Origin of the sequence: Salinicola sp. DM10 (assembly GCF_017306975.2) — a bacterium.
Taxonomy (GTDB): domain Bacteria; phylum Pseudomonadota; class Gammaproteobacteria; order Pseudomonadales; family Halomonadaceae; genus Salinicola.
The window spans coordinates 102,326-127,720 of sequence record NZ_JAFLEN020000003.1; the positions used below are offsets into that span (position 1 = coordinate 102,326).

Here is a 25,395-nt window from a genome sequence, read left to right on the forward strand (position 1 = left end):
GCGTCTAGGTCAGGGGGATCGCCGGACGCGCACCCCCTTGGCTCCCTAGGTGCGCTAGTCGCCACCCAGCGACGGCAGCAGCAGCGATATCTCGGGGAAGGCGATCAGGATCAGCGTCGCCAGCAGCAGGATCACGATGAACGGCGGCGTGCCGCGGATCACGTCGATATAGGGGCGCCGGAACACCGCGATGGCGGTGAAGATATCGCAGCCGAAGGGCGGCGTCGCCGAGCCGATCGCCGCCTGCAGGGTGACGATCACGCCGACATGGATCGGGTCGAGACCGGCGGACTGCACCAGCGGCTTGAAGATCGGCACCAGGATCAGGATCACCACGATCGGATCGACGAACATGCAGCCGACGAAGAACGCCGCGGCGATCAGCGACAGCGCCAGGAACTGATTGTCGCCGATCGAGTCGATCAGTGGCCCGAGGATCTGATTCGGCACCCCGGCGGTCGCCAGCGCCTGGGAGAAGGCGGCACCGATCGCCACCAGGATGAACACCACCGCGGTGATCAGACCGGTGGAGAGGGCGATGCTGCCGAGATCCCGGATCGACACCTGGCGGTAGATCACCACCTCCAGCAGCAGCGCATAGGCCACCGCCACCGCCGACGCCTCGACCGCGCTGAAGAAGCCACCGTAGATGCCGCCCACCACCAGCAGCGGGAAGCCCATGGGCAGGATCACCCGCTTCAGCGCCCGGGCACGCTCGCCCCAGCTCGCCCTGGGCTCGGGGTCGATGCCCTTGACCCGCGAGTCGATCCAGCAGTAGACCGCGAACAGCACCAGGATCAACAGCCCCGGCAGAATGCCGGCGAGGAACAGATCGCCGATCGAGGTCTGCATCGCCACGCCGTAGATGATGAAGCCGATACTCGGCGGGATCAGCAGCGCGATGTCGCTGGCATTGATGATCAGTGCCAGGGTGAAGTCGTCCGAGTAGCCCTTTTTCAACAGGCGCGGGCGCATCGGCCCGCCCATCGCCACCACCGTCGCCTGGGTCGAGCCGGAGACCGCGCCGAACAGCGCACAGGAGGCCGCGGTGGTGATCGGCAGCCCGCCGCGCAGATGCCGGGTGAAGGCATCGACCACGTCGAGCAGGCGATTGGCGGTATGCCCTTTGGTCAGGATATCCGCGGCGAAGATGAACATCGGCACCGCCGCCAGCACCCAGCTGCCGACCCCGCTGATCATCCAGCTGACCGCCTGATCGGGGCCGAAGAACGTCATGCCGGTGAACATCATGTAAAGCGTACCGGCCGCCAGTGGCACCATCATGGGAAAGCCCAGCAGGAGCAGCACCAGCATGATCAAGCCCAATCCCATCAGCATGAGAGGCATCCTTCTTCGATTATCGTTATTGGCGTGGTCTTCGTTGGTGGCGTCAGCCGTCGGATGATACGGCCCTGCCCCGCCACCCTCACGGTTGGGTGTCGGCGGCGCGTTCGGCAGCCGCGTCGTCCAGCACGCTGTCGTCGTAGCCCTCACGCTCGGTGAGCGAGCGCCACACGCCGGGGCTGATCATGTTGCGCAGCGCGGTGAGCACGTACTGGATACCCGCCAACACGAAGCCGATCGGCAGCGCGGTATAGACCATCCAGAAGGGAATGTGCAGCGCCGCGCTGGTGCGACCACGATCGTGCAACGCCACCACGTACTCGAAGGACTTGAAGCAGAAGTAGAACATCAACAGCGCCGTGCCCAGCGAGATCACGATCAGCAGCGCCTTGCGCGCGCGCCCCCCGAGCTGGTCGTAGATCGCGGACATGCTGATGTGGCGGGCGTGACGGGCGGCGTAACTCACCCCGACGAAGGTGATCACCACGATCAGCATTTCGGTGATCTCGTAGGTGCCGGCGATGCCCTGGCTGAACAGCAGGTTGCCGACCACATGGGCGCTCATCAACAGCGCCATGGCCAGAATGCAGCCGCCGATCACCACGCGTTCGAGCAGCCCCAGCAGCCGGTCCAGCGCCAGCAGGGCCCCGAGAAACCCGCCGCGGGAGCGCTGCTCGTCGCGCTTGGCAGAAGTCGAGTTCATGACGTTGTCCTTATTATCAAGGGGAGTCGTTGCCCGCGCTCCCGCCCTCGTGCCCACCGTCGGCGGCGTCCTCCGGAGACCTCGCCGGGGCGCACAGCGCGACGCCACGAATGCGGGGCGCTTACCCAAGGTTAGCGCGTAAAGCCCGGTGTCTGCCACGTAACACCGTGTCTTACCCCACCCGGAGGCCGTCCGGGCGCGTCATGCGCACGGCCTGCCGTCGGCGCCGGGCGATGCTAAGCTTGGGTATCGTTCAGCGACCCCTGATGGAGCCCCGCCCTACCATGCGAGCCCTGATTCAACGCGTCACCCACGCCAGCGTAGCGGTCGACGGCGAGCGCATCGGCGCGATCGACCACGGGCTGCTGGCCCTGATCGGCGTCGCCGCCGACGACGATCGTGCCCGCGCCGATCGCCTGCTGCACAAGCTGCTCCACTACCGGGTGTTCAGCGACGCCGAGGGGCGCATGAACCGTAACCTGCAGCAGGTCGAGGGCGGGCTCCTGCTGGTGTCGCAGTTCACCCTGGTGGCGGCCACCTACAAGGGGCTGCGGCCGAGCTTCTCCAGCGCCGCGCCGCCGGCGCTGGGGCGCGAGCTATTCGACTACCTGCTGGATCAGGCGCGTGCCGCCTGGCCGCAAACCGCCACCGGGCGCTTCGGCGCCGACATGCAGGTGTCGCTGACCAACGATGGACCGGTCACCTTTCTGCTGGAGACCTGAGAGGGTGTTTACAAATTCGACGAGCGAAGGCAAGACAAGGCGAAATCGGCCGAAAAAGCGGAGTTTACAAGGGGTAAATGAGTATTTTGAGGTCGATTTCAACGCCGTATTGTCGAGCGCAGGCATTTTGTAAACACCCTCTGAGAGGGTGTTTACAAAATGCCTGCACGCCCGGCCGCCGGTGCGCTGCCGCCGCGACTCCAGTCAGGCAGACAGTCGCAGATGCAGACACGAATAACACGGCAGCATCTCGACGCTGCCACATAGCGCAATACCACAGGGAATGCGGCCACGGCCGCCACGCAGAGGAAGCCAATACATGACCACACCGCTCGCCATCATCACCGGCGGCGCCCAGGGTATCGGCCGCGCCACGGTCGAGCTGCTGCTGTCGGAGGGCTGGCGCGTCGCCGCCCTGGATCGCGACCCCGAAGCGGTCGCCGAACTCGACGAGGCCTACATCGACGCGCCGCTGCTGGCGATGGTGGTCGACGTCAGCGACGAGCTGCAGGTGCAGGAGGCGTTTGCGCATATCAACGGCTGGCAGCAGGAGCACGGCAAGGCCGATGGCTTCGACCTGCTGGTCAACAATGCCGGGATCGCCGACCCCGAATGCGGCCCGCTGGAGGCGCTGGCGTTGGCCGACTGGCGCCGCTGGCAGGAGAGCCACCTGACCGGTGCCTTCCTATGCACCCGCGCCGCCATTCCCGGGCTACGCCAGCGCCACGGCGCCATCGTCAATATCGCCTCGACCCGCGCGCTGCAGTCCGAGCCCCACTGCGAATCCTATGCCGCGGCCAAGGGCGGGTTGCTGGCGATGACCCATGCGCTGGCGGTCAGCCTGGGGCCGGAGATTCGGGTCAATGCGATCTGCCCCGGCTGGATCGAGACCGGGCCGTGGCAGAAGGCGGCGCAGCGCAGCCAGCCCGAGCACCGTGAGATCGACCGCACGCAGCACCCGGTGGGGCGTGTGGGCGAGCCGCAGGACGTGGCTGCCACCGTGGCCTTTCTGGCCAGCGACAAGGCAGGGTTCATCACCGGGCAGCACATCAGCGTCGATGGGGGGATGACCAAGAAGATGATCTACGCCGAGTAAGAGGGTTTTCACAAAATGCCTGCGCTCGACGATACGGCGTTGAAATCGACCTCAAAGTACTCATTTACACCGCGTAAACTCCGTCTTTTCGGCCGATTTCGCCTTGTCTCGCCTTCGCTCGTCGAATTTGTAAACACCCTCTAAGCCGGACGGCAAGCCATCGCGCTTGCCGAACCTCTCACCGCTCGAACATCACGGCAAAAGCCCCACTCCCTAGGAGATGGCCGCGAGCAGATAGCCCCGGGGAGATAGGCCCGGGGAGATAGCCTCAATCCTTGGGATGCCACTTGCCGTCGTCGCCCTTGGCGTACTTGGCTTCGACGGCCTTCCACGCCACGGCGTGGGCGACCTCCTCGCGGGAGCTGTCGCCGCGCCGATCCTCGGGCTTCTTGTACTGCTCCCAGGCGCTGTTGAACGCCTCCTGGTAGATGGTCCGGGCGTGGGGCGGCAGCACCTTGCGCGCGCTCTCGGGAATATCGTCACGGCTGTCGTAGGGCATGGGGCATTACCTGGCTGCGAAATCCACCCTCCAGTGTAGCCTCGTCATGGCGGTGTCAACGCCAGTCATCGCGATGCCGACGCCAGTCATCGACAGTCGGCTCGCGACGCGCCTCAAGAGGCCGCCTGCAGCTCGGCCTCGAGCGTCTCCAGTGCCTCCTCCGCCGCCAGCCACTCGCCTTCGAGCGTCTCGACCCGCCCCTGCAGCTCGCCCTGCTCGCGCACCAGCCGGGTCAGCTCCTCCTTGCGCGCGGCCTCGTAGAGCGTGGGGTCGGCGAGTTGGGTCTCCAGCGCGGTGAGCTCACTCTGGGCGCGCTCCAGAGCTTTCTCCGCGGCGTCGCGGCGCTTGCGCAGCGGCTTGGTCTGCTCGCGCAGCTCGGCGGCGGCACGTCGCGCCGCCTTGCGGTCGCCGCTGTCGCTGGGGCGGCGCTCGTCGCGGGCGGCCTGGCGCTGCTCGCTCTCGCGCGCCTTGAGCCACTGGTGATAGTCGTCGAGATCGCCATCGAACGGCGTCACCCGGCCGTCGACCACGCGCCAGAACAGATCGACGCTGGCGCGCAGCAGGTGGCGGTCGTGGGAGACGATCACTACCGCGCCCTCGTAGGCGGCCAGGGCCTCGGCCAGCGCTTCACGCATGTCCAGATCGAGGTGGTTGGTGGGCTCGTCGAGCAGCAGCAGGTTGGGCTTCTCCCACGCCACCAGCGATAGCGCCAGGCGCGCCTTCTCGCCCCCGGAGAAGCGGGAAACATCGCCGAAGACATCATCGCCGCGGAAGCCGAAGCCGCCCAGGAAGTCACGGATCGACTGGTCGCTGGCGGTGGGCGAGAGCCGCTGCACGTGGGTGAAGGGCGTGGCGCCGAGGTCGAGATGCTCCAGCTGATGCTGGGCGAAATAGCCCACCACCAGATTTTCCCCGGGTACCCGCGCACCCGCCTGGGGCGAAAGCTCGCCGATCAGGGTCTTGATCAGGGTCGACTTGCCGGCGCCGTTGGGGCCGAGCAGCCCGATCCGCTCTCCCGGCAGGATCGACACGTTGACGCCTTCGAGGATGCGCGCCTCGGGATAGCCGAGATCGGCGCGATCCAGCGACAGCAGCGGGCTGGAGATCTTGTCGGCGCAGGGCAGCTCGAAGCGGAACGGCGAGTCGGCCCGCGCCGCGGCAATGGTTTCCATGCGCTCGAGCATCTTGAGCCGGCTCTGGGCCTGGCGCGCCTTGGTCGCCTTGGCCCGGAAGCGCTCGACGAAGCGCTCGATCTCGGCGCGGCGCGCCTGCTGCTTCTCGAACTCGGCCTGCTGCTGGGCCTGGCGTTCGGCGCGGGCGCGCTCGAAGGCGCTGTAGTTACCGCGATAGAGGGTCAGCCGCGCCTGATCGATATGCAGGATGTGATCGCACACCGCATCCAGGAAGTCACGGTCGTGGGAGATCAGCATCAGGGTGCCGGGATAACGGGTGAGCCACTGCTCCAGCCACAGGAGCGCATCGAGATCGAGGTGGTTGGTGGGCTCGTCGAGCAGCAGGATCTCCGACGGCGTGAACAGGGTCCGCGCCAGCCCCACGCGCATGCGCCAGCCGCCGGAAAAATCCGCCAACGGGCGGTAGAGATCGCGCTGGGCGAAACCCAGCCCGGCCAGCAGCTGTTCGGCCCGGGCCCGCGCGGTGTAGCCGTCGAGCGCCTCGATCTGGCCGTGCAGCGCCGCCTCGCGGTCATGCTCGCCCGCGGCCTGGGCCGCCGCCAGCGCCTGCTCGGCCTGGCGCAGGGCGACATCGCCGTCGAGCACGAACTCGACCAGGGCGCGCTCGATCGCCGAGACCTCCTGCGCCATGTGGGCGATACGCTTGCCGCCGGCGATCTCGACGCTACCTGCGTCGGCGCCGAGCTCGCCGCGGATCAGCGCGAACAGGCTCGACTTGCCGGCACCGTTGGCGCCGACGATGCCCACCTTGTGGCCCTCGTGCAGCATCAGGTCGGCACCTTCGATCAGCCGGCGCGTGCCGCGTTGCAGGGCGAGTTGGCGGAATGCAATCATGCCGGGCTCCAGAGCGCATCGAATGGGCGCTCATTCTATCAGCCAACGCCGCCGACACGGAGTGCCGATGACCACCGCCGACGCCGCGGACGACCTGTGGGATTTCGCCCTGGCGCGCTACGCCCGCCCCGGCGCCCAGGCGCGCTGTCTGAGCCTGCAGGACGACCACGGCTATGACGTGTGCGAGCTGCTGTGGCTCGCCTGGCTCGCCGAGCACGGCCGCGAGCCCTCCCCTGACGCCACCCAAGGGCTGGCCGAGGTGCGCCACTGGCAGGAGACGATGACCCGGCCGCTGCGCCAGCGGCGGCGTGAGCTCAAGGCCGCGCTCGAGACCCGCCCGCGTCTGAGCGAGCTGCGCCAGCGCCTGCAGCAGGCGGAGCTGCTGGCGGAGCGCGAGACGCTTATCCGCCTGGCCGAACTGCCGAGCCGCCGCGCCGCGTCGAGCGAGCCGCCGGCGTACTACGACCCGCTCGCCGCGGCGCAGGCACTGTGCGCCGCCTGGGCCACGCCGACGCGGGCAGCAGCGCAACCGACCACGGATCTCGGCACGACATCACCGGCTTACGCCACGTTACAGCCACTGCTGACCCTGTGGCTGGCCGCCACGCCGGATGCGGAACCAAATCCCAGCTGTTAGAGTCCCAACAGCAGCGCTACACCGATGCCTGAGGCGTTTTCACCCCGAGCCAGCATCGGCTTCAACCCCGACTCTCCAAGGAGACTGCATGAAACGTTTGGTAACCGCCGTCGCGATCGGCAGTATGATGACGCTGCCGCTGGCGGCTTTCGCCCAGGACAAGGTCGACCTCGACAGCGACCAGGCCAAGCTGAGCTACAGCATCGGTGCCACCCTGGGCCAGGGCCTGTCGCAGGACGTCAAGAACCTGGATGTCGACGCCTTCGCCGCGGCGATTCGTGACGTCTACGGCGATCACAAGCTGCAGATGAGTGACGATGAGATCAGCAAAGCGCTGACCCAGTACCAGCAGCAGAAGATCGCCGAGCAGAAGGCCGAGCAGAAGAAGGTCGCCGACGCCAATCTCAAGGAGAGCGAAGCCTTTCTCGCCGCCAACGCCAAGAAGAAGGGCGTGAAGACCACCGATTCGGGCCTGCAGTACCAGGTGCTGAAGTCCGGTGACGGCGCCTCGCCCAGCGACGACGACACGGTCAAGGTCAACTACGAAGGCAAGCTCCCCGACGGCACCGTGTTCGACAGCTCCTACAAGCGCGGCGAGCCGATCTCGTTCAAGGTCGGCCAGGTCATCCCGGGCTGGCAGGAAGCGCTCAAGATGATGCATGTCGGTGACACCTGGCTGATCACCGTGCCCTCCGACCTGGCCTACGGCGCAGCCGGCACCGGCGGCCCGATCGGCCCCAACCAGGCGCTGCAGTTCAAGGTCGAACTGCTCGGCATCAACCCCGACGAGGGTGACGCCAAGGGCGACAAGGCGGCCAAGGGCAGCGACGCCAAGACGAGCAGCGACGGCAAGTAAGCCGCTCTCCCCCCGCCCTACCCCTTTAGACGCCGGCCATCAGGCCGGCGTCTGCGTCCATAAGCAGTCCTTCTCACTGGCACTGCGCTTGGCCTCGCGCCGCGACAGCGCATCGGCCAGCCCGGCGCTGTCGAAATCGAACCAGCTGCCCTTGAGGCCGTGGTCGCTGACCACCACCACCTGGGCCCGCCACGCCTCCACGTAGCCGCTGCACAGCCCCAGATCGCCGTAGCCGACGAAACGCTCGCGCTCCCCCGGCATCCGCGTCAGATTGAAGCGCTGGGAGCGGATGTTCATGTGGCGCCCGATGAACTCCACGTAGACCTGCTTGGCCGCCAGCCCGTAGACATCGACCTCGAAGCGCAGGTCGCCGCGCTCGGGTGCTTCGTTGAGTGAGTAGGTCAGCCCGGAATCGAGACCCAGCCCCGCCTGGCAGCCACCGTCGAGCAGCACGCAGCCGTGCTCCGGCGGGTACCAGGTGATCTCGCTATCGGACTCGCGCAGATAGTAGTCGAGCAAATACCACAGGGCGACGACGATGGTCGCCAGGGTGACGCCGATCAGCAGCGTGAGCATGCGTGGCCGTGCGGTATCTTCGTCGTAGACAGCCATGGACGTGACGGGGCTCCCGGCAGAGACAAGGGATCGCTACCATGGGCGTTCGAGGCGGCGTGACGACAACCACACTCAGGACGCTAGATGAGCGATATCGCAGGGGCACTCGGCCCGCTTTTCCTTCTGATTCTACTCGGTGCGGGCCTGGGTTGGGCACGTTTTCCCGGCGCCGATTTCTGGCCCCAGCTGGAACGCCTGATCTACTACCTGCTGTTCCCCGCCATGCTGGTGGCGACCCTGGCCGATGCCGATGTCGCCCGGGTGCCGGTGCTGCGCCTGGGCGTGGCGCTGCTCGGCGGGATGCTGGCGCTGGCACTGGCGGTATGGCTGGCGCGCCGGCGCCTGGCACTGGATGCCGCTGCTTTCACCTCCACCTTCCAGGGCGTGGTGCGCTTCAACACCTATGTCGGGGTGGCCGGCGCCGCGGCCCTTCACGGTAGCGCCGGCACCACCGTGGCGGCAGTCGCGGTGGCGCTGATGGTGCCCACCGCCAACCTGCTCTGCGTGCTGGCATTCATCGCCAGCGGCACCCTGGGCCGCGCCAGTCTGGGGCGCAGCGCCCTGGCGCTGGCGCGCAATCCGCTGATCCTGGCCTGCCTGCTGGGGATCGCGCTCAACCTGAGCGGCATCGGTCTGCCCGGCTGGAGCGCGCCCGCGGTGGAGCTGCTCGGGCGTGCGGCGCTGCCGCTGGGGCTGGTCGCGGTAGGCGTGGCGCTGCGCCCGCAGGCGCTGTGGCGCGGCGGACGGGCGTTCTGGACCTCGAGCGCGCTGAAGCTGATCGTCACACCGCTGACGGTGGCCGCCCTTGCCGCGCTGGCCGGCCTCTCCGGCATCGAGCGCGATGTGGTGCTGCTGTTCGCCGCGCTGCCGACGGCGACCTCCGCCTATATCCTGGCGCGCCAGCTGGGCGGCGACGCCGAACTGATGGCCGCGATCATCACCGGCCAGACGCTGCTGGCGATGCTCTCGCTGCCGCTGCTGCTGCCACTGCTCGGGGTCGGCTGAGCGCCTAAATAAAAAAGATTCTCGTTTCGCTTGCAATCCCAAATGAGAATGATTACCTTTGACTTGTGGCGTCGCCAAACGCCACTGACCAACGTCAGGAATGTCAGGTTCCTGCCATGGTTATCTCCTCATCAAGCTAGTCACGGTCCTTCGCGCCGCCCTGCCCAGGGCGGCTTTTTTTGTGCTCGCCATCTCTGCGCAGCGTCTACTGATACGCGCTCTACGATGTGACAGCGCCGGGCACGGTCCGACAAGTCAACGCGTCACGCAGTGCCTAGCTGGGGCTCCGCGCGCTCAGGGCATCCCACTGCCACGGCCCGCGCCCACTCAGGCGCTGACGCAGCAGCTCCGCCAGCGCCTCCACCGCGGGCTGGGAGGCGTCATCGATAGCGCGAGCGAAATGCAGGCGCGCCTCGCAGCGCCGCAGCACAGGCAGGCCGTCGCTCTCGTCCAGCGCGCGCATGGCGCCGGTCACCCGTTCGCGGTCGAGCACTCCGATCGCCATGCCGGTCTCGATCGCCTTCTCCACCGCGTGGATGCTGGTGCTGGTGAAGATCGCCCGCCACGGCCGCTGCGCCGCATCGAGGGCATCGGCCGCCAGCTGGCGGTAGGGGCACTCCGCCGGGTGCACCGCCAGCGGCACGATCTCCTCCTGGTGCAGCGCGCCCTGGGCCGGCCCTGCCCACACCGGCGTGGGATGCCACAGGGGCTCGCCGCCCTCCAGCCCGGCGGCATGGTCGAGCACCACCGCCAGATCCAGACGTCGCGCCCGCAGCCCCCGCGCCAGCCGCCCGCTGGTGTCGGTGGTGACATCGAGCAGGATGCCCGGATGGCGCGCCATGAACTGCGGCAGGGTGTCGTCGAGCAGCTCGCGCGCATAGTCCTCGGGGATACCCAGGCGCACCCGCCCGCTCAGGCGCTCGCGGCTGAAGCGGCTGACCAGGGTGTCGTGTGCCCGCAGCAGCGCCTGCGCCTCGCGCAGCAGCAGCTCGCCGCTGGCGGTCAGGGTCACGCCGCGCGGGCCGCGCTCCAGCAGGCGCACGTCGAGCTCGGTCTCCAGCCGCTTCATCTGCATGCTGATGGCGCTCAGGGTGCGGTGGCGCACCTCGGCGGTGGCCGCCAGCGAGCCGCTCTGGGCGACCACCTGGAAGGTGCGCAGCAGCTCCAGATCGAGGGTCGATCCGACTTCAAACATATTGAATCCTTATCGATTTTTATTCGATTCATTGAAGCCTGCATGGCGTCCAGACTCAAGCCGCATCACCCCGACATGGGTGCCCCGAGAAAGTCAGCCCGAGACAGTCACCCCGCGACGAGAGGAGGCGTCGGCATGCGCCACGCGACACTGAACGCAGTCCTGATGAGTGGCTTCGTGCTCTGCTGGAGTTCCGGCTTCATCGGCAGCGAACTGGCCAGCCGCGCCCCCTTGAACGCGCTGGACCTGTTCGCCTGGCGCTTCGTCATCGCCGCCGCACTGGCCGCGCTGTGGTGGCGACTGCTCGATCGGCGGCCAGTGGCGCTGTCGGCCTGGCTGCGCGAGATGGCGGTCGGTGCCCTCACCATGGGCGGCTATCTGCTGTGCGTGGTACTCGCCATCGGTGAGGGCGTCAGCGCCAGCGTCACCGCGCTGATCACCGCCCAGCAGCCGCTGCTGGCGGCGGCGATCGCCACGCTGTGGCTGCGCGAGCAGCTACCGGCGGCGGCCTGGCTCGGCCTCGGCGTGGCCGGCAGCGGCGTGGTGCTGTGCATCGCGGGGGACTGGCAGGGGGCAGGCGGCGCTGGCGGCTGGGCCTATGCGCTGCCACTGCTGGCGGTGATCAGCGTGACCCTTGGCAGCGTTCTCGCCGCCCGGCGCCCGTCGGGACTGGGACTGGCGGCATCGCTCACCGCGCAGTTGAGTGCGGCAGCGCTGATCTTCGGTGTGGCCGCGACGGGCGCCGGCGGCCTGGCGCTACCCGGCAGCGCGCTGCTGACCTGGCAGACGCTGGGCTGGCTGGTGCTGCTGTCGAGCTTCGGCGGCTACGGCTTCTTCACCGTCTGCCTGCGGCGTCTCGGCGTCAACGCGGTCTCCAGCGCCATCTATCTGACGCCGCCGGTGACCCTGGCGTGGAGTGCGGGGATGTTCGGCGAGCACGTGGCGCCGCTGCAACTCGGCGGCATGGCGCTGGCCCTGGCCGGGGTGGCGCTGGCTCTGCTCGCCCAGCGCCGCGGCCGCCACACCCGCGGCGCGGCGCACTATCCGCGGCGTCCCGGCGGCGGCGAGTGCGCCTGAGCCAGGGTCAATCGCGACGAAAAATCAGATCCCAGACCCCATGACCCAGACGCTCGCCGCGACTCTCGAACTTGGTCAGCGGGCGGAAGGCGGGACGCGCCACATAAGGTGCGCTCTCCGCGGGGGCGGTGTTGGTATAGCCCGGCGCCGCCGCCATCACCTCGGCCATGTGCTCGGCGTAGGCTTCCCAGTCGGTGGCCATGTGCAGGGTGCCGCCGGGCTTGAGCCGGGTGCGCACCAGCTCGACGAACGGCAGTTGCACGATCCGCCGCTTGTGATGTTTCTTCTTCGGCCAGGGATCGGGGAAGAACAGCTGCAGGGTGTCGATGCTCTCCGCCGGCAGGCACTGGGCCAGCACCGCCAGGGCATCCTCGCGATAGACGCGCAGGTTGGTCAGGCCACGCTTGTCGGCTTCGTCGAGCAGCTTGCCGACACCCGGCGCATGCACTTCGATACCGATGAAGTCGGTCTCCGGGTGGGTCTCGGCCTGCTCGACCAGCGACTGCCCCATGCCGAAGCCGATCTCGACCACCCGCGGGGCGTCACGTCCGAACAGCGTCACCGGGTCCTGCAGCCCGTCTTCCAGGGTCAGCCCCCAGCGCGGCCAGACCTCCTTGAGGCCGCGCTCCTGGGCGGCGGTCATGCGCCCGGCGCGCAGCACATAGCTCTTGATGCCGCGCTGATGCGGGGTGTCGGTGGCGGTCTCGGTGGGGTCCGTCGGCTTGTCGGTCATGCGGCGTGGCTATCGTCTTGGTGGGTGTAAAGAGACCCACCGCCGAGGCGGCGGGCACAGGCAGGTCAGGGGTTGATGCGCCCGGCGAACGGCGATGACGGGCTGGCGCTGTCGCGGCGCGGCATGCGCTCGGCGAGAAACGCCTCGCGCCCGGCTTCGATCGCCTTGCGCATGGCGCCGGCCATCATCACCGGGTGGCGGGCATGGGCGATGGCGGAGTTCATCAGCACCCCGGCGCAGCCCATTTCCATCGCCAGGGCGGCGTCTGAGGCGGTACCGATACCGGCATCCACCAGCACCGGCACTTCGGCCTGCTCGAGAATCAGGCGCAGCGTGGCCGGGTTGAGCAGGCCGTTGCCGGAACCGATCAGCGAACCCAGCGGCATCACCGCACAGCAGCCGCGACGCTCGAGCTCCTTGGCCACGATCGGGTCGTCGCTGGTGTAGACCATGACATCGAAGCCGTCGTTGACCAGCGTCTCGGCGGCAGCCAGAGTCTCGACCACGTTGGGATAGAGGGTGTGCTCGTCGCCCAGCACCTCGAGCTTGACCAGGTTGTGGCCATCGAGCAGCTCCCGCGCCAGACGGCAGGTGCGCACCGCATCCTTGGCGGTGTAGCAGCCGGCGGTATTGGGCAGCAGGGTGTAGCGCTCGGGCGAGATCACGTCGAGCAGGTTGGGCGCGGCCGCATCCTGGCCCAGGTTGGTGCGCCGCACGGCGAAGGTGACCACGTCGGCCCCGCTGGCCGCGACCGCGGCCGCGGTCTCGTCGAAGTCGCGGTACTTGCCCGTACCCACCAGCAGGCGCGAGTGGAAGCGACGGCCGGCGACCGTCAGCGGGGTATCCTCGATCAGCTGCGACATGCGTGACTCCTGATAGACGTGACGGCGCTCAGCCGCCACCGATGGCATGCACGATCTCCACGCGATCGCCCTCGGCAAGCGCGGTCTGCGCATGCTGGCTGCGTGGCACAATCTCTTCGTTGAGCTCGATGGCGACACGGCGCCCGCCCAGGCCCAGCGCCTCGACCAGGCGCGCGAGCGTGGGGTCGTGATCGAGCTGGTGGGGTTCACCGTTGAGCTGGATCTGCATGACGACGCTCCAGAGGTCTCCAGTCGTGGGGGCGTATTGTAGCGTCTTGCGCCGGACACGGCACGCCTACCCCCGCACTTCGCCCGCCGCGCCGCGGCCGTCAGGCGCACACAAAAAAGCCGGCCCCTGGGGGCCGGCTTGCCAACTTACGTAGCGCACCTCAGTCGTCGCGGCGCGGCCAGACGTCGGCCTCGACCTGCTCGGGACGCTTGAGCACGCCCTTGGGATCGAAGGTCGGCTCGCGCACGCCCTGGCGCCGCTGGGTTTCGTAGTCGCGCAGCACACGCAGGGCGATCGGGCACAGCAGCAGGATGGCGATCAGGTTGGTGGTCGCCATCAGCCCCATGGCGAGGTCGGCGAAGTCCCACACGAATTGCAGCTTGGCGATCGAGCCGATCATCACCATCGCCAGCACGGCGATACGCAGCACCGATACGGCAGCCTTGGCGTGACGCTTGAACAGATACTCGATGTTGATCTGCGAGTAGGAGAAGTTGGCGATGATCGAGGTGAAGGCGAACAGCAGGATGGCGATGGCGATGAAGATCTCGCCGAAGCTGCCGAGGTGGTCGACCATGGCATCCTGGGTCAGCTGGATACCCACGATATCCTTGCCCGGCGAAGTGGTCATCAGCTGCTCGTAGACCCCGGAGAGCAGAATCACCACCGCGGTGCAGCTGCAGATCACCAGGGTATCGATGAACACCCCGAACGACTGTACCAGCCCCTGCGCCGCAGGGTGCTTGACGTCGGCCTGGGCGGCGGCGTTGGGCGCCGAGCCCATGCCCGCCTCGTTGGAGAACAGCCCGCGCTTGATGCCGTTCTCCATCGCGATCTTGATGGTGTAGCCCACCGCACCGCCCACCGCCGGGCCGTAGCCAAACGCGCTCTTGACGATCAGCGCCAGCATCGCCGGCACTTCGGAGAGGTTGGAGAGCAGCACCCACAGCGCCACCAGGAAGTAACCGATGGCCATGATCGGCACGATCTTCTCGGCAGTACGCGCCACCGACTTGAGCCCGCCGTAGATGACCAGCGCGGTGAACGCGACCAGCACCACGCCGGTGATCCAGTTGGGGATCGAGAACGCCTGCGCCATGCCCTGGGCGATGGTATTGGACTGGGCGCCGTTGAACGCCAGGCCATAGGCGATGAGCAGGAAGATCGCGAACAGCACGCTCATCCAGCGCTGGCCCAGCGCGCGCTCGATATAGTAGGCCGGCCCGCCGCGGTAGACGCCATCGGCGTTACGCTGCTTGTAGACCTGAGCCAGGGTCGACTCGATGAACGAGGTGGCGAAGCCCACCAGCGCGGTCATCCACATCCAGAAGATCGCCCCGGGGCCACCGACCCACAGCGCGATCGCCACGCCGGCCAGGTTGCCGGTACCCACCCGGGCGGCCAGCGAGGTGGCGAAAGCCTGGAAGCCGCTGACGCCGGAGCCGGAGCCGCGGCTGGTGAAGGTGACCCTCGCCATGTGCGCGAACAGGCGGAACTGCATGCCCCGGGTCAACACGGTAAACAGGATACCCGCCCCCAACAGCAGGTAGAGCAGAATATAGGTCCAGACGAAATTGCTGATCGGGTTCATGATCGCGTAAATCGCGTCACGGAGCGTGTCGATGAATTCCATTTCGGAGATCCTTGGTGGAAAGCGGTGACCCGAGCCGTCCCAGACGGCTGCCGAAGCGGCTTTTTACGCGCTAGACTGACGAGCGTCAAATCGCGGCACGCGTCGCGCGGTGTGCAGGACCGCTCCTCGAAGCTGTGCGCAACACGCACGAACTCCGCAGAAAACGCCCCGACACCCGAACGCGTGCTCTGGATACGCGTCACCGGTCCAGGTTGCCAGGCGGCCCGACGGTGCGGGCGCGCCTTACAGCATAGTCAGCGCAAGGAAAACGCAACATGCCCCAAAAGTGTAGCGCCGCGCGCCCCGCCTGGGTCGGCGTGGCCATCAGCGGCCTGCTGGTGGTGGTCGCCGGCGCCTTCGGCGCCCACGCCCTGGCCGACCGCCTCACGCCGCGCTATCTCGACGTGTTCCATACCGCGGTGCGCTATCAGGCCTGGCACACCCTGGCGATCATGGCGCTGCTGGCGTGGCGCGCGCAGCAACCGCTGCGCGGGCAGCTGGCGGCCATCGCGCTGTGGTTCACGGGCATGGTGCTGTTCAGCGGCTCGCTCTATCTGCTCACCCTGAGCGGTATCACCGCCCTGGGTATCGTCACGCCCTTCGGCGGGCTGTTGCTGATGGCGGGCTGGGTGATGCTGGCGATCGCTGCCTGGCGTCAACGCCCATCGGCGTGATGGCAGCCGGTGGCGTCAATCGTCGCGGTCGGGCAGCACATAGGTCGCGGTGACCAGCGCCACCGGGTCGTTGTCGCCGGTGGAGAAGAGCTGCACCTCTCCCACCGCCAGACGCCGGCCCAGCTTGAGGATGCGCGCGTTGGCGATCAGGTCGCGGTCACCGCGGGCGCGGCGCAGGAAGTGGCAGTTGAGGCTGCTGGTCACGGCCATCGCCTCGGGGCCGATCTCGGCCAGGATCGCCACGTAGAGGCAGACATCGGCCAGCCCCATCATCGATGGCCCCGAGACGCTGGCGCCGGGGCGCAGGTGTTCGTCCTCGATCGCCAGGCTCATGGTGGCACGCATGTGGTCGACCGCTTCGATGGTCCCCTGGCGATGTGGAAAGACGTCGTCGAGGTAGTCCTCGATCTCGGCGGCGGTCATCACGGTCATCGAACTCTCCCCGGCAGCGGTTCTCGGCACGCCGGACCTCATGCCCAGGCACAGGACGCTCGAGAACGTTGCGCCCAAGATAGCGCAAGCCGCGCATCAGGCACAGCGGGGCGCTCTGGCCTGTCCCTAGGGTTTGTACGAAAAGTCAGCGAGCGAAGGCAAGACAAGGCAAAAATCGGCGAAAACGGACCGGGCTGGCGCTCCAGTTTACGGGGTATAAATGAGCATTTTGAGCCGATTTTTAACGCCGTATTGCCGAGCGCAGGTAGTTCTCGTACAAAGCCTAAGATCATTCCGACGAACATCGTGAGCGTAGCGCCGCCTCACACTCGCTGCCCCACACTCCCCCCCCAAACACGCCGACGCCAGCGACCGGGGTCGCTGGCGTCGAGATCGGGCGGTTACCGCCTTTACCTTGTGCTTCTTTCACACCGGTGGCCGGGATGGGCTTACTCGGTGGCAAGGCGCCCTCAGCCCTTGGCCTTGTCCACCGCGCGCCAGTGATGCAGCAGCGGCTCGGTGTAGCCGGAGGGCTGCTCGCGCCCCTTGAAGATCAGCTCGGAGGCCGCCTGGAAGGCACTGGAGTCGGCCAGGTGCGAGGACATCGGCGTGTAGTCCGGGTCATGCGCGTTCTGCTCGTCGACCACCTTGGCCATGCGCTCCAGGGTCGCGCGCACCTGGGCCTCGTCGACGATGCCGTGGTGCAGCCAGTTGGCGATGTGCTGGCTGGAGATACGCAGCGTGGCGCGATCCTCCATCAGGCCCACGTCGTGGATGTCCGGCACCTTGGAGCAGCCCACGCCGTGCTCGACCCAGCGCACCACGTAGCCGAGGATGCCCTGGCAGTTGTTGTCGAGCTCCTGCTGGATCTCCTCGGCACTCCACGCCGCCTCGGGGTCCACCGGCACCGTCAGCAGATCGTCGAGTAGATCGCTCTCGCCCTGCTCCTCGAGCTCGCGCTGGATCGCGGCGACATCGATCTGGTGGTAGTGCAGCGCGTGCAGCACCGCGGCGGTGGGCGACGGCACCCAGGCGGTATTGGCACCGGCCTTGGGGTGCCCGCTCTTCTGCTCCAGCATCGCCGCCATCAGGTCCGGCATCGCCCACATGCCCTTGCCGATCTGGGCACGCCCGCGCAGGCCACAGGCCAGCCCGACCTGGACGTTGCTGCGCTCGTAGGCGGCGATCCAGCGGCTGCCCTTCATGTCGCCCTTGCGCAGCATCGGCCCGGCGTTCATCGCCGTGTGCATCTCGTCGCCGGTGCGGTCGAGGAAGCCGGTGTTGATGAAGGCGACCCGCGCCTTGGCGGCCTCGATACACGCCTTGAGGTTGACCGAGGTGCGCCGCTCCTCGTCCATGATGCCCATCTTGAGGGTGTGCTCGGCCAGCCCCAGCAGCGTCTCGACGCGGGCGAACAGCTCGTCGGCGAAGGCGACCTCCTTAGGGCCGTGCATCTTCGGCTTGACGATGTAGACCGAGCCGGCGCGCGAGTTGCCGCCGTCGCGCGCCAGATCGTGCATGGCGATCAGCGCGGTGACCACCGCATCGAGCATGCCCTCGGGGATCTCGTTGCCGTCGCCATCGAGGATCGCCGGCGTGGTCATCAGATGGCCGACATTACGCACGAACATCAGCGAACGCCCCGGCAGGGTCAGGCTGCCGCCGTCGGGCTGGATGTACTCGCGATCCTCGGCGAGGCGGCGGGTGACCGTCTTGCCACCCTTGTCGAAGCGCTCTTCGAGGTCGCCTTTCATCAGGCCCAGCCAGTTGCGATAGACCAGCGTCTTGTCCTCGGCGTCGACCGCAGCGACCGAATCCTCACAATCCATGATGGTGGTCACCGCGGCCTCGACCAGCAGGTCCTTGACCCCGGCCGGGTCGGTCTTGCCGATGGCGTGACTCGAGTCGATCTGGATCTCCAGATGCAGGCCGTGGTTCGAGAGCAGCACCGCCTCGGGCGCGCCGGCCTCGCCGCGATAGCCGACGAACTGGCTGGGGTGCTGGAGCCCGGTCTCGCGTCCGCCTTCCAGGACGACCGTCAGCCTGCCGTCGCGGATCAGGTAGCGCGTGGCGTCGCGGTGCGAGCCGGTGGCCAGCGGCGCCGCCATGTCGAGTACGTTGCGCGCGTAGGCGATCACCTTCTCACCGCGCTTGGGGTTGTAGCCCTTGCCCTTCTCGGCGCCGTCGCTCTCGGCGATGACGTCGGTGCCGTAGAGCGCGTCATACAGGCTGCCCCAGCGCGCATTGGCCGCGTTGAGCGCATAGCGCGCGTTGCTCACCGGGACCACCAGCTGCGGGCCGGCCTGGCGCGCAATCTCGGCATCGACGTTGGCGGTGCTCGCGGTCACACTGGCCGGCGCCTCGACCAGATAGCCGATATCGGAGAGGAACCGGCGGTAGGCGGCCATGTCACGAATTTCACCCGAGTGCTCGGCGTGCCAGCGGTCGAGCTCCGCCTGCAGCCGGTCGCGCTCGGCGAGCAGTTCGCGGTTGCGCGGCGCCAGCTCGTGGATCAGCGCATCGAAACCGCGCCAGAAGGTGTCGGGGTCGAGCCCGGTGCCGGGCAGCGCTTCCTGTTCGAGAAAGCGCTCGAGCTCGGTCGCCACCTGCAGACGGTGATGAGAAACACGCTGCGTCATACTAGCCTCCAGTGCGGGCCGCGGCCCGGCGTCAGAAGAGACGGACGCCGCACGGGCGGCGCCCCGGAAATTAGTTTGTGGAAATCATTTCCACATAAATCATTCGCCCATGATAGAGCGCGCTGCCGGCGATGTCTCGTTCGACCTTGGTCCACCTCATCGCCTCCGCCACCATACCGCCGGCGTCAGGCAACCTCCGTCATGGTTTCACAGGCCACTGGCGGTTAGCATGAGAGGTCTCAGGAGACTCGCGCATGCTCGACTTTTCGCCATTGAAGGCCCTCGGTCCCATCCACCGTATCGCGTCGCCCGGCACCTCGCCACTCGCCGCCTACCTGGACCACTACCATCTGACACCACTGCTCGACGCCCATCCCGGCACCCAGCTCCACGCCGGCTTCCTGAGCGCGGCGGGCGACGCCGGCAAGACCTTCGACCTGTGGTGCCAGGTGTGGGCGCCCCCGGCCCCGCGCGGCACCCTGTTCGTGGTGCACGGCTACTTCGACCATCTGGGTCTCTACGGCCATCTGCTCGCGCGACTGCTGGCGCAGCAGTGGCAGGTGGTACTGTGGGATCTGCCCGGCCATGGCCTCTCCAGCGGCGCACGCTCGACCATCGATGACTTCACCGACTACGTGCTCTGCTTCAATGCCGTCGAGGCCGCGATGCAGGCGCACGAGCTGGCGCCGGGGCCCTGGCTGGCGGCCGGCCAGAGCACCGGCGCCTCGATCGTCGCCACCGACACCCTGAGCCGTGGCAGCGAGGCGCCATGGCAGGCGCTGGTGCTGCTGGCGCCGCTGGTGCGCCCGTGGGGCTGGAATCAGTCGCGCTGGCTGCACAGCCTGGCCAGCCCGTTCGTCGACACCATTCCGCGCAAGTACCGCCCCAACACCAACAATATCGCCTTCGCCGACTTCCTGCGCCTGCACGACCCGCTGCAGGACGATCGCCTGGCCCTGACCTGGGTCAGTGCCATGCGCCGCTGGATGCCGACCCTGCTCAAGCGCCCGCCGGCCGAGCTGCCGGTGCTGATCCTGCAGGGCGAGCAGGACATGACGGTCGACTGGCGCTGGAATCTCAAGGCGCTCAAGCGCAAGTTCCCGCGCGCCGAGATCGTGCGCCACCCGGAAGCGCGCCACCATCTGGTCAACGAGTCGGCCACCATCCGTGACACCCTGTTCGACCAGCTCGATCGCTTTCTCGCTGCCCCCGGCACGCCGGCAGCGACTCAAGCGCCGCCGCCGCAACAGCCCCCGGAAACGACGCCGTGAGCCGCCGGGCGCTCAGAGCCCTCGTCGGGCTCGGCCTGATGACGCTGCTGAGCGCCTGCAGCGGGCTCTCGAGCGCCCCCGAGACGCCGCGCCAGGCGCTGCGGGGCCTGGCAGCGAGCGCCGCCACGGGGCTGCTGAAGCAACCGCCGTGGCCCGCCGCGCAGACACCGAAGATCACCGTGCTGCTGGGTCCGGCGGAGGTCGCCGCGCGCCTGCCGATCTCGGCCGCGGCGCTCAACGAGGCCCTGGGGCGCGCCCTGCTGAGCCAGCCGGACTCTCCCCACGTGCTCGACTGGGTTCCGGCGCAGCTCGACGGCGCCACCCCCGACCAGTGGCTGCTGCAGGCCAGCCTGAGCGCCGATGCGCCACCGCTGGTGCTGAGCGACCGCACCCTGCAGCCCTACCGGCTACGCTTCGACCTGACCCATGTCGCCACGCCGTCCGAGCACTGGCAGTGGCAGGCCAGCGGCGCGCTCGATCTCGACGCCCTGCCCGGATCCCGCGGCGCGCCCTGAACCGTCTCCCCCTTTCATTTGCAGCCGGATCGAGAGCCCATGCCACGCTTTGCCCGCCACCTCGACACCCAGGATGGACCGCACAACCCCTTTCCCGGGCTGCCCGCGCTGGAGCGCCGGCTTGGCCATACGCTGCCGCACCGCATCGGCTCCAACGAAGGGCTCGACATGCCGCACCGGGCGCTCAGCGCGCGCTTCGGCCCCGAGCTCGCGGCCCTGGCGCGCACCTACGGCGACGCCGAGGCGTGGTCACTGCGCGCGCACCTGAGCCAGGCCCTCGACCTGCCCCACGACGCCCTGCTGGTGGACGCCGGTGCCGACAGCCTGATGGCGCTGGCACTGCGCGCACTATGTGACTCCGGTCCCTGTGATTCCGGCAGCCCGGTGATCACCAGCGCCGGCACCTATCCGACCTGGAGCTACTTCGTGCGCGGCCACGGCGACCGCGAGGTCGAGGTCGACTACGCCAGTGCTACCGGCCACCTAGCGCCGGATCTCGACGCCCTGGCGGCAGCGGCGGTGCGCGAAGGCGCGCGGGTGGTCTATCTGGCCAACCCTGACAACCCCAGCGGCCACCTCCACCGCGACGCCGACGTGCTGGCCCTGCGCGACGCTCTACCCGACGACTGTACGCTGGTGCTCGACGAGGCCTACCACGACTTCCGTGACGACGCCTGGGCGCCGGCGGCGAGCGCGGTGTGGCCGGGGGTGATACGCCTGCGCACCTTCTCCAAGGCCCACGGGCTGGCCGGGTTGCGCGTCGGCTACGCCATCGCCGCGCCCGAGACCCTGGCCGTCATGATGAAAGTGAGGATTCACTACGCGGTTTCGTCGCTGGCGCTGGCGGCGGCCGAAACCCTGCTGGCAAACCCGGAGGAGACCCGCGCCCATGTCGCCGCGGTCATCCAGCGGCGCGAGGCCCTTTCAAGCTGGCTCGCAGCGCAGGGCTCCGAGGTGCTACCCAGCGCCACCAACTTCGTGACCGTGCGCCTCGACAGCGCCGAACGCGCCGCGGCCGTGCACCGTCGTCTGCTCGACGAGGGCACGCTGATCCACCGCCCGGCGCATCCGGCCCTGGGCCATATACTGCGGATCAGCGCGCTGGATGACGCCCTGGTGCCGGGGCGGCTCGATGCCGTCGCCGAGGCGCTGCGCTGAACCTCTATGGTCCGGCTCAGGCGCGACGATAGAGCGCCAGCACCCCAGCCGCCAGGATAAAAAACGAGCCAAAGACACGGTTGACGATGCGCATGCGCGAGGCCGAGGTGATGAAGGCCTTGAACTGGCTGGCCAGCACCGCATAGCCGCCCATGACGAGGACATCGACGCCCAGCAGGGTGACACCCATCACCAGCAACTGGCCGGCATGGGATGCCGCCGGCTCGCCCATGGCGATGAATTGCGGAAACAGGGCGACCAGAAATACCGTCGCCTTGGGGTTGGTCAGGTTGACCAGCGCGGCCTGCCAGAACTGCCGGTGCGGGGCGCTCTCTGCGCGACCCTGGATGGCGACCGCCCCGCTCGTGCGCCACTTCTGGATGCCCAGCCACACCAGATAGGCGACCCCGATCCACTTGATCACCAGGAAAGCGGTGGTCGAGGAGGCCAGCAGCGCCCCAAGACCGACCGCCACCACCAGGATCTGGATCGCATAGCCCAGCTGCAGCCCCAGAATGGTGGGCAAAGTGGCGCGAACCCCGTGGGTCATGCCGCTGTTCATGGTATTGATGGCACCGGCGCCGGGAGACAGGCTCACCAGACAAGCCGCCAGCAGAAAGGTGAGCCAGATACCGAAAGTCATCGTCTTGCTCTCTCAAGCGTAGGGAGGAGGCAGTTTACCACCGAGGCGATGACCGCTTGGCGACAAGGGGGCTTAGGCTCACGCCCCCACACTCAGCCCCGCAGCGGATCGCCGGCGTTGAGCAGCCGGTCGAGCTGGCGGTAGCCGATCGCTTCCATCAGTTGGGCTCGCCCGACCCGTGGCTCTTCGCCCAGATCGGTCAGGGTCAGGGCGACGCGCAGTACCCGATGATAGGCGCGGGCCGAGAGCTTGAGCCGATCCAGCACGCCGGCGAACCACTCGCGCTCGGCCACGCTGAGGGCACAGGCGGCTTCCAGCTCCGGGCCGGGCAGCTGGGCGTTGAGCCAGCCGCGGGCGCGCTGACGCTCGCGCGCCGCCAGCACCCGCTGACGTACGCTGGCCGAGGCTTCGCCCGGGGTCTGATCGGTCAACTGAGTGGCCGGCAGCGCCGGGACTTCCACCTGCAGATCGATACGATCGAGCAGCGGCCCGGAGAGGCGCGACTGATAGCGCTGGATCTGTGCCGGGCTACAGTGGCAGCGCTGGCGCGGGTCGCCAAGGTGGCCACAGGGGCACGGGTTCATCGCTGCCACCAGCTGGAAGCGGGCCGGAAAACGGCGCTGGTGGTTGGCCCGCGAGATCAGGATCTGGGCCGACTCCAGCGGTTCGCGCAGCACCTCCAGCACATGGCGATCGAACTCCGGCAGCTCGTCCAGGAACAGCACGCCGTGATGCGCCAGCGAGATCTCGCCAGGGCGCGGCTTGGAGCCACCGCCCACCAGCGCCACGCTGCTCGAGGTATGGTGCGGGTTACGAAACGGGCGCTGACCCCAGCGATCCATGATCGAGAGCCCGCACACCGAGCGCACCGCCGCCACCTCCAGCGCCTCGTCACTGCTCAGCGGCGGCAGGATGCTGGCCAGGCGGCTCGCCAGCATGGTCTTGCCGGTACCCGGCGGGCCCGCCAGCAGCAGGTTGTGCCCGCCGGCCGCCGCCACTTCCAGCGCCCGGCGCGCCTGGTGCTGACCTTTGACGTCGGCCATGTCGGGCTGAACCATCTCGGCGCGCGGCGGTGTCCCAAGTTGGTGCGCCGCGAGCCGCTCACGGCCCAGTAGATGCCCCACCACCGCCAGCAGATGCCCCGCCGCGAACACCTCGCACCCCTCGGCCAGGGCCGCCTCGTCGGCATTGGCCGCGGGCACGATCAGCCCCCGCCCGGCGGCCCGTGCGGCCAACGCCGTCGGCAGTACGCCGGTGACAGGGCGCAACGTGCCATCCAGCGCCAGCTCGCCGACCACCTCGAGCTGCTGAGCAGCCTCTACCGGTATCTGGCCGGAAGCCATCAGGATGCCCAGGGCGATCGGCAGGTCGAAGCGGCCGCCATCCTTGGGCAGGTCTGCGGGCGCCAGATTGAGAGTGATACGACGAGTGGGAAACTCGAAACCGGCGGTGAGCAGCGCGCTGCGCACCCGCTCCCGGCTCTCGCGCACGGCGGTCTCCGGCAGCCCCACCAGGGTCACCCCCGGCAGGCCGTTGCTGAGGTGCACTTCGATCAGCACTTGCGGCGCCTCGAGCCCGAGGCTGGCGCGCGTGCGCACGATGGCTAGGGTCATTTCGCCTCCGTGACGGCGCGTCCCGGCCGATGCCCGGGACACAGGCGGGCCGGCGGCTCGTCACCGCCGGCCCAAACAGGATAAGGGGCCGATTATCCTGTTATCGCCTTTACCGCCTGACCCTTTAGCGCAGGTGCGTCAAGACTCCGATCAGAGGGCTATTCATCCCCCCGCTCAGGGCTGTCTATCACCCCGCTCAGGGCTGTTCACCAACCCGCTCAGGGCTGTCCATCACCTCGCTCAGGGCTATCCATCACCCCGCTCAGGGCTGTACGCCATCGCGGCTGCCGTCGGTGTCGTCCTCGGCCAGCGTCGTGTCGGGCTGGGAGGCGCACTCGCTGTGCAGGGCGTTCTCGAGCGCCGCCACCTGGGCTTCCAGCGCCTCGACCCGCTCCCGGGTGCGGGTGAGCACGTCCATCATGATGTCGAAGTCCTCGCGCGAGACGATATCCATGCGCTCCATGGCGCCGCGTAGCACCCCCTGGACGTTGCGCTGGATGTCGCCCGGGGCCTGGGAGGCACCCTGCAGCTTGTCGCCGATCTGCTTGGCCAGACGCTCGAAACGGTCGTGTGTCGACATGGTGTGATCTCCTGATTCGTGACTGCCCTTCAGCATACGCAAACTGCGCCACTGGCGCCCGCGCCAGATGCTTGCAAGCGGCACGATCAGCCGGCGCGCCTTCTCAGTGCAACGGCACGCGGTGTACGCATCAATTTGGTGCGAAGAGTCGGCCCACGTTCGGCTAACCGCGCGCTTCCGCCCCGCGCTCTCAAATTAAGTGAATGATTGTAAAGACGTTATTACCGACTGGCATGGCTTCTGCGTAGTCCGTTCAGGCGCAAGCCGACTACGGGAGACAAGGGATGAAGCTCATCACCGCCATCATCAAACCCTTCAAGCTCGATGACGTGCGCGAGGCGCTGGCCGATAACGGCGTCCAGGGCATCACCGTCACCGAGGTGAAGGGCTTCGGCCGTCAGAAAGGCCACACCGAACTCTATCGCGGCGCGGAATATGTCGTCGACTTCCTGCCCAAGGTGAAGATCGAGGTCGCCGTCGAGGACGACCGCGTCGACGGGGTCCTAGACGCCATCCGCGAGGCCGCCAACAGCGGCAAGATCGGTGACGGCAAGCTGTTCGTCACGCCACTCGAAGACGTCATCCGGATTCGCACCGGAGAACGCGGGGCCGACGCCGTATAAAACGGCGCGGAAC

At 68.0% G+C, this 25,395-nt stretch carries 26 protein-coding genes; 11 read left to right on the forward strand and 15 right to left on the reverse strand.

The features are described 5' to 3' along the window. Positions 1-54: 54 nt before the first annotated feature. Together J0A90_RS12055 and J0A90_RS12060 are read right to left on the reverse strand one after the other, a co-directional pair. A complete protein-coding gene (locus J0A90_RS12055; RefSeq protein ID WP_207036284.1) occupies positions 55-1,338 on the reverse strand; it encodes a TRAP transporter large permease in 1,284 nt (427 codons plus the stop codon). An 88-nt stretch (positions 1,339-1,426) separates the two neighbouring features. Further along, positions 1,427-2,047, reverse strand: a complete 621-nt coding sequence (locus J0A90_RS12060; protein WP_207036286.1) for a TRAP transporter small permease — start codon at positions 2,045-2,047, stop codon at positions 1,427-1,429. A 284-nt stretch (positions 2,048-2,331) separates the two neighbouring features. Between J0A90_RS12060 and dtd the strand changes: the two genes are divergently transcribed. Both dtd and J0A90_RS12070 read left to right on the forward strand, forming a co-directional pair. Next, a complete protein-coding gene (gene dtd / locus J0A90_RS12065) occupies positions 2,332-2,769 on the forward strand; it encodes a D-aminoacyl-tRNA deacylase (RefSeq protein ID WP_207036288.1) in 438 nt (145 codons plus the stop codon). Between the two features lie 319 nt (positions 2,770-3,088). Then, positions 3,089-3,865 carry an SDR family NAD(P)-dependent oxidoreductase gene (locus J0A90_RS12070; RefSeq protein ID WP_207036290.1) on the forward strand — a complete coding sequence of 259 codons (777 nt, stop codon included), beginning with the start codon at positions 3,089-3,091 and terminating at the stop codon, positions 3,863-3,865. Positions 3,866-4,133: 268 nt separating this feature from the next. Here the strand turns inward: J0A90_RS12070 and chaB are convergent, their stop codons facing one another. Continuing rightward, positions 4,134-4,364 carry a putative cation transport regulator ChaB gene (gene chaB / locus J0A90_RS12075; protein ID WP_207036292.1) on the reverse strand — a complete coding sequence of 77 codons (231 nt, stop codon included), beginning with the start codon at positions 4,362-4,364 and terminating at the stop codon, positions 4,134-4,136. A gap of 113 nt (positions 4,365-4,477) precedes the next feature. Beyond that, positions 4,478-6,391, reverse strand: coding sequence for an ATP-binding cassette domain-containing protein (locus tag J0A90_RS12080; protein WP_207036294.1), 1,914 nt, complete (start codon positions 6,389-6,391; stop codon positions 4,478-4,480). A gap of 67 nt (positions 6,392-6,458) precedes the next feature. On the opposite strand from J0A90_RS12080, the gene J0A90_RS12085 reads away from it, so the two are divergent. Both J0A90_RS12085 and J0A90_RS12090 read left to right on the forward strand, forming a co-directional pair. Further along, positions 6,459-7,028, forward strand: coding sequence for a TIGR02444 family protein (locus J0A90_RS12085; RefSeq protein WP_207036296.1), 570 nt, complete (start codon positions 6,459-6,461; stop codon positions 7,026-7,028). Positions 7,029-7,116: 88 nt separating this feature from the next. After that, positions 7,117-7,884 (forward strand): FKBP-type peptidyl-prolyl cis-trans isomerase, encoded by a 768-nt coding sequence (locus tag J0A90_RS12090; RefSeq protein ID WP_207036298.1) that lies wholly within the window; start codon positions 7,117-7,119, stop codon positions 7,882-7,884. A 39-nt stretch (positions 7,885-7,923) separates the two neighbouring features. On the opposite strand, the gene J0A90_RS12095 is transcribed toward J0A90_RS12090, so the two are convergent. Then, positions 7,924-8,496: a hypothetical protein gene (locus J0A90_RS12095; protein ID WP_207036300.1), complete on the reverse strand. Its 573-nt coding sequence runs from the start codon at positions 8,494-8,496 to the stop codon at positions 7,924-7,926. 87 nt (positions 8,497-8,583) lie between these two features. Here J0A90_RS12095 and J0A90_RS12100 point away from each other — a divergent pair, with 87 nt between their 5' ends. After that, positions 8,584-9,504 (forward strand): AEC family transporter, encoded by a 921-nt coding sequence (locus J0A90_RS12100; protein WP_207036302.1) that lies wholly within the window; start codon positions 8,584-8,586, stop codon positions 9,502-9,504. A gap of 274 nt (positions 9,505-9,778) precedes the next feature. Here J0A90_RS12100 and J0A90_RS12105 read toward each other — a convergent pair whose 3' ends face one another. Continuing rightward, positions 9,779-10,699 carry a LysR family transcriptional regulator gene (locus J0A90_RS12105; protein WP_233076737.1) on the reverse strand — a complete coding sequence of 307 codons (921 nt, stop codon included), beginning with the start codon at positions 10,697-10,699 and terminating at the stop codon, positions 9,779-9,781. A gap of 135 nt (positions 10,700-10,834) precedes the next feature. Between J0A90_RS12105 and J0A90_RS12110 the strand changes: the two genes are divergently transcribed. After that, a complete protein-coding gene (locus J0A90_RS12110) occupies positions 10,835-11,776 on the forward strand; it encodes a DMT family transporter (RefSeq protein ID WP_207036305.1) in 942 nt (313 codons plus the stop codon). A gap of 7 nt (positions 11,777-11,783) precedes the next feature. Here the strand turns inward: J0A90_RS12110 and trmB are convergent, their stop codons facing one another. The 4 genes from trmB to J0A90_RS12130 form a co-directional block, all read right to left on the reverse strand. Next, positions 11,784-12,509, reverse strand: coding sequence for a tRNA (guanosine(46)-N7)-methyltransferase TrmB (gene trmB, locus J0A90_RS12115; RefSeq protein WP_207036307.1), 726 nt, complete (start codon positions 12,507-12,509; stop codon positions 11,784-11,786). A 65-nt stretch (positions 12,510-12,574) separates the two neighbouring features. Beyond that, positions 12,575-13,372 carry a thiazole synthase gene (locus J0A90_RS12120; protein WP_207036309.1) on the reverse strand — a complete coding sequence of 266 codons (798 nt, stop codon included), beginning with the start codon at positions 13,370-13,372 and terminating at the stop codon, positions 12,575-12,577. 28 nt (positions 13,373-13,400) lie between these two features. Continuing rightward, positions 13,401-13,601, reverse strand: coding sequence for a sulfur carrier protein ThiS (gene thiS / locus J0A90_RS12125; protein ID WP_035476393.1), 201 nt, complete (start codon positions 13,599-13,601; stop codon positions 13,401-13,403). A gap of 160 nt (positions 13,602-13,761) precedes the next feature. Beyond that, positions 13,762-15,234, reverse strand: coding sequence for a sodium:alanine symporter family protein (locus J0A90_RS12130; protein ID WP_035476390.1), 1,473 nt, complete (start codon positions 15,232-15,234; stop codon positions 13,762-13,764). 275 nt (positions 15,235-15,509) lie between these two features. Here J0A90_RS12130 and J0A90_RS12135 point away from each other — a divergent pair, with 275 nt between their 5' ends. After that, positions 15,510-15,908, forward strand: a complete 399-nt coding sequence (locus J0A90_RS12135; RefSeq protein ID WP_207036311.1) for a DUF423 domain-containing protein — start codon at positions 15,510-15,512, stop codon at positions 15,906-15,908. A gap of 15 nt (positions 15,909-15,923) precedes the next feature. Here the strand turns inward: J0A90_RS12135 and J0A90_RS12140 are convergent, their stop codons facing one another. After that, on the reverse strand, positions 15,924-16,340 hold the full coding sequence (locus tag J0A90_RS12140; protein WP_035476385.1) for a PaaI family thioesterase: 417 nt from the start codon (positions 16,338-16,340) through the stop codon (positions 15,924-15,926). A 470-nt stretch (positions 16,341-16,810) separates the two neighbouring features. Beyond that, the gene (locus tag J0A90_RS12145; protein ID WP_207036313.1) at positions 16,811-18,979 is read right to left on the reverse strand and encodes a malate synthase G; all 2,169 of its coding nucleotides are present in this window, start codon (positions 18,977-18,979) and stop codon (positions 16,811-16,813) included. 254 nt (positions 18,980-19,233) lie between these two features. On the opposite strand from J0A90_RS12145, the gene J0A90_RS12150 reads away from it, so the two are divergent. Genes J0A90_RS12150 through J0A90_RS12160 form a run of 3 tightly spaced genes read left to right on the forward strand, consistent with a single transcriptional unit; the run spans position 19,234 to position 21,923 of the window. Continuing rightward, the gene (locus J0A90_RS12150) at positions 19,234-20,250 is read left to right on the forward strand and encodes an alpha/beta hydrolase (RefSeq protein ID WP_207036315.1); all 1,017 of its coding nucleotides are present in this window, start codon (positions 19,234-19,236) and stop codon (positions 20,248-20,250) included. Continuing rightward, positions 20,247-20,765, forward strand: coding sequence for a hypothetical protein (locus tag J0A90_RS12155; RefSeq protein WP_207036316.1), 519 nt, complete (start codon positions 20,247-20,249; stop codon positions 20,763-20,765). The genes J0A90_RS12150 and J0A90_RS12155 overlap by 4 nt, the downstream gene beginning before the upstream one ends. Positions 20,766-20,804: 39 nt before the next feature. Continuing rightward, on the forward strand, positions 20,805-21,923 hold the full coding sequence (locus J0A90_RS12160) for an aminotransferase class I/II-fold pyridoxal phosphate-dependent enzyme (RefSeq protein WP_207036318.1): 1,119 nt from the start codon (positions 20,805-20,807) through the stop codon (positions 21,921-21,923). 16 nt (positions 21,924-21,939) lie between these two features. On the opposite strand, the gene rhtB is transcribed toward J0A90_RS12160, so the two are convergent. From rhtB to J0A90_RS12175, 3 genes are all read right to left on the reverse strand, one after another. Continuing rightward, positions 21,940-22,566, reverse strand: coding sequence for a homoserine/homoserine lactone efflux protein (rhtB, locus tag J0A90_RS12165; protein ID WP_207036321.1), 627 nt, complete (start codon positions 22,564-22,566; stop codon positions 21,940-21,942). Positions 22,567-22,658: 92 nt separating this feature from the next. After that, positions 22,659-24,179, reverse strand: a complete 1,521-nt coding sequence (locus J0A90_RS12170; protein ID WP_207036323.1) for a YifB family Mg chelatase-like AAA ATPase — start codon at positions 24,177-24,179, stop codon at positions 22,659-22,661. Between the two features lie 262 nt (positions 24,180-24,441). Then, entirely contained in the window at positions 24,442-24,759 is a 318-nt protein-coding gene (locus J0A90_RS12175; protein ID WP_207036325.1) for an accessory factor UbiK family protein, read from the reverse strand. A gap of 284 nt (positions 24,760-25,043) precedes the next feature. Here J0A90_RS12175 and J0A90_RS12180 point away from each other — a divergent pair, with 284 nt between their 5' ends. Next, entirely contained in the window at positions 25,044-25,382 is a 339-nt protein-coding gene (locus J0A90_RS12180; RefSeq protein ID WP_035476366.1) for a P-II family nitrogen regulator, read from the forward strand. The last annotated feature ends 13 nt before the right edge of the window (positions 25,383-25,395 follow it).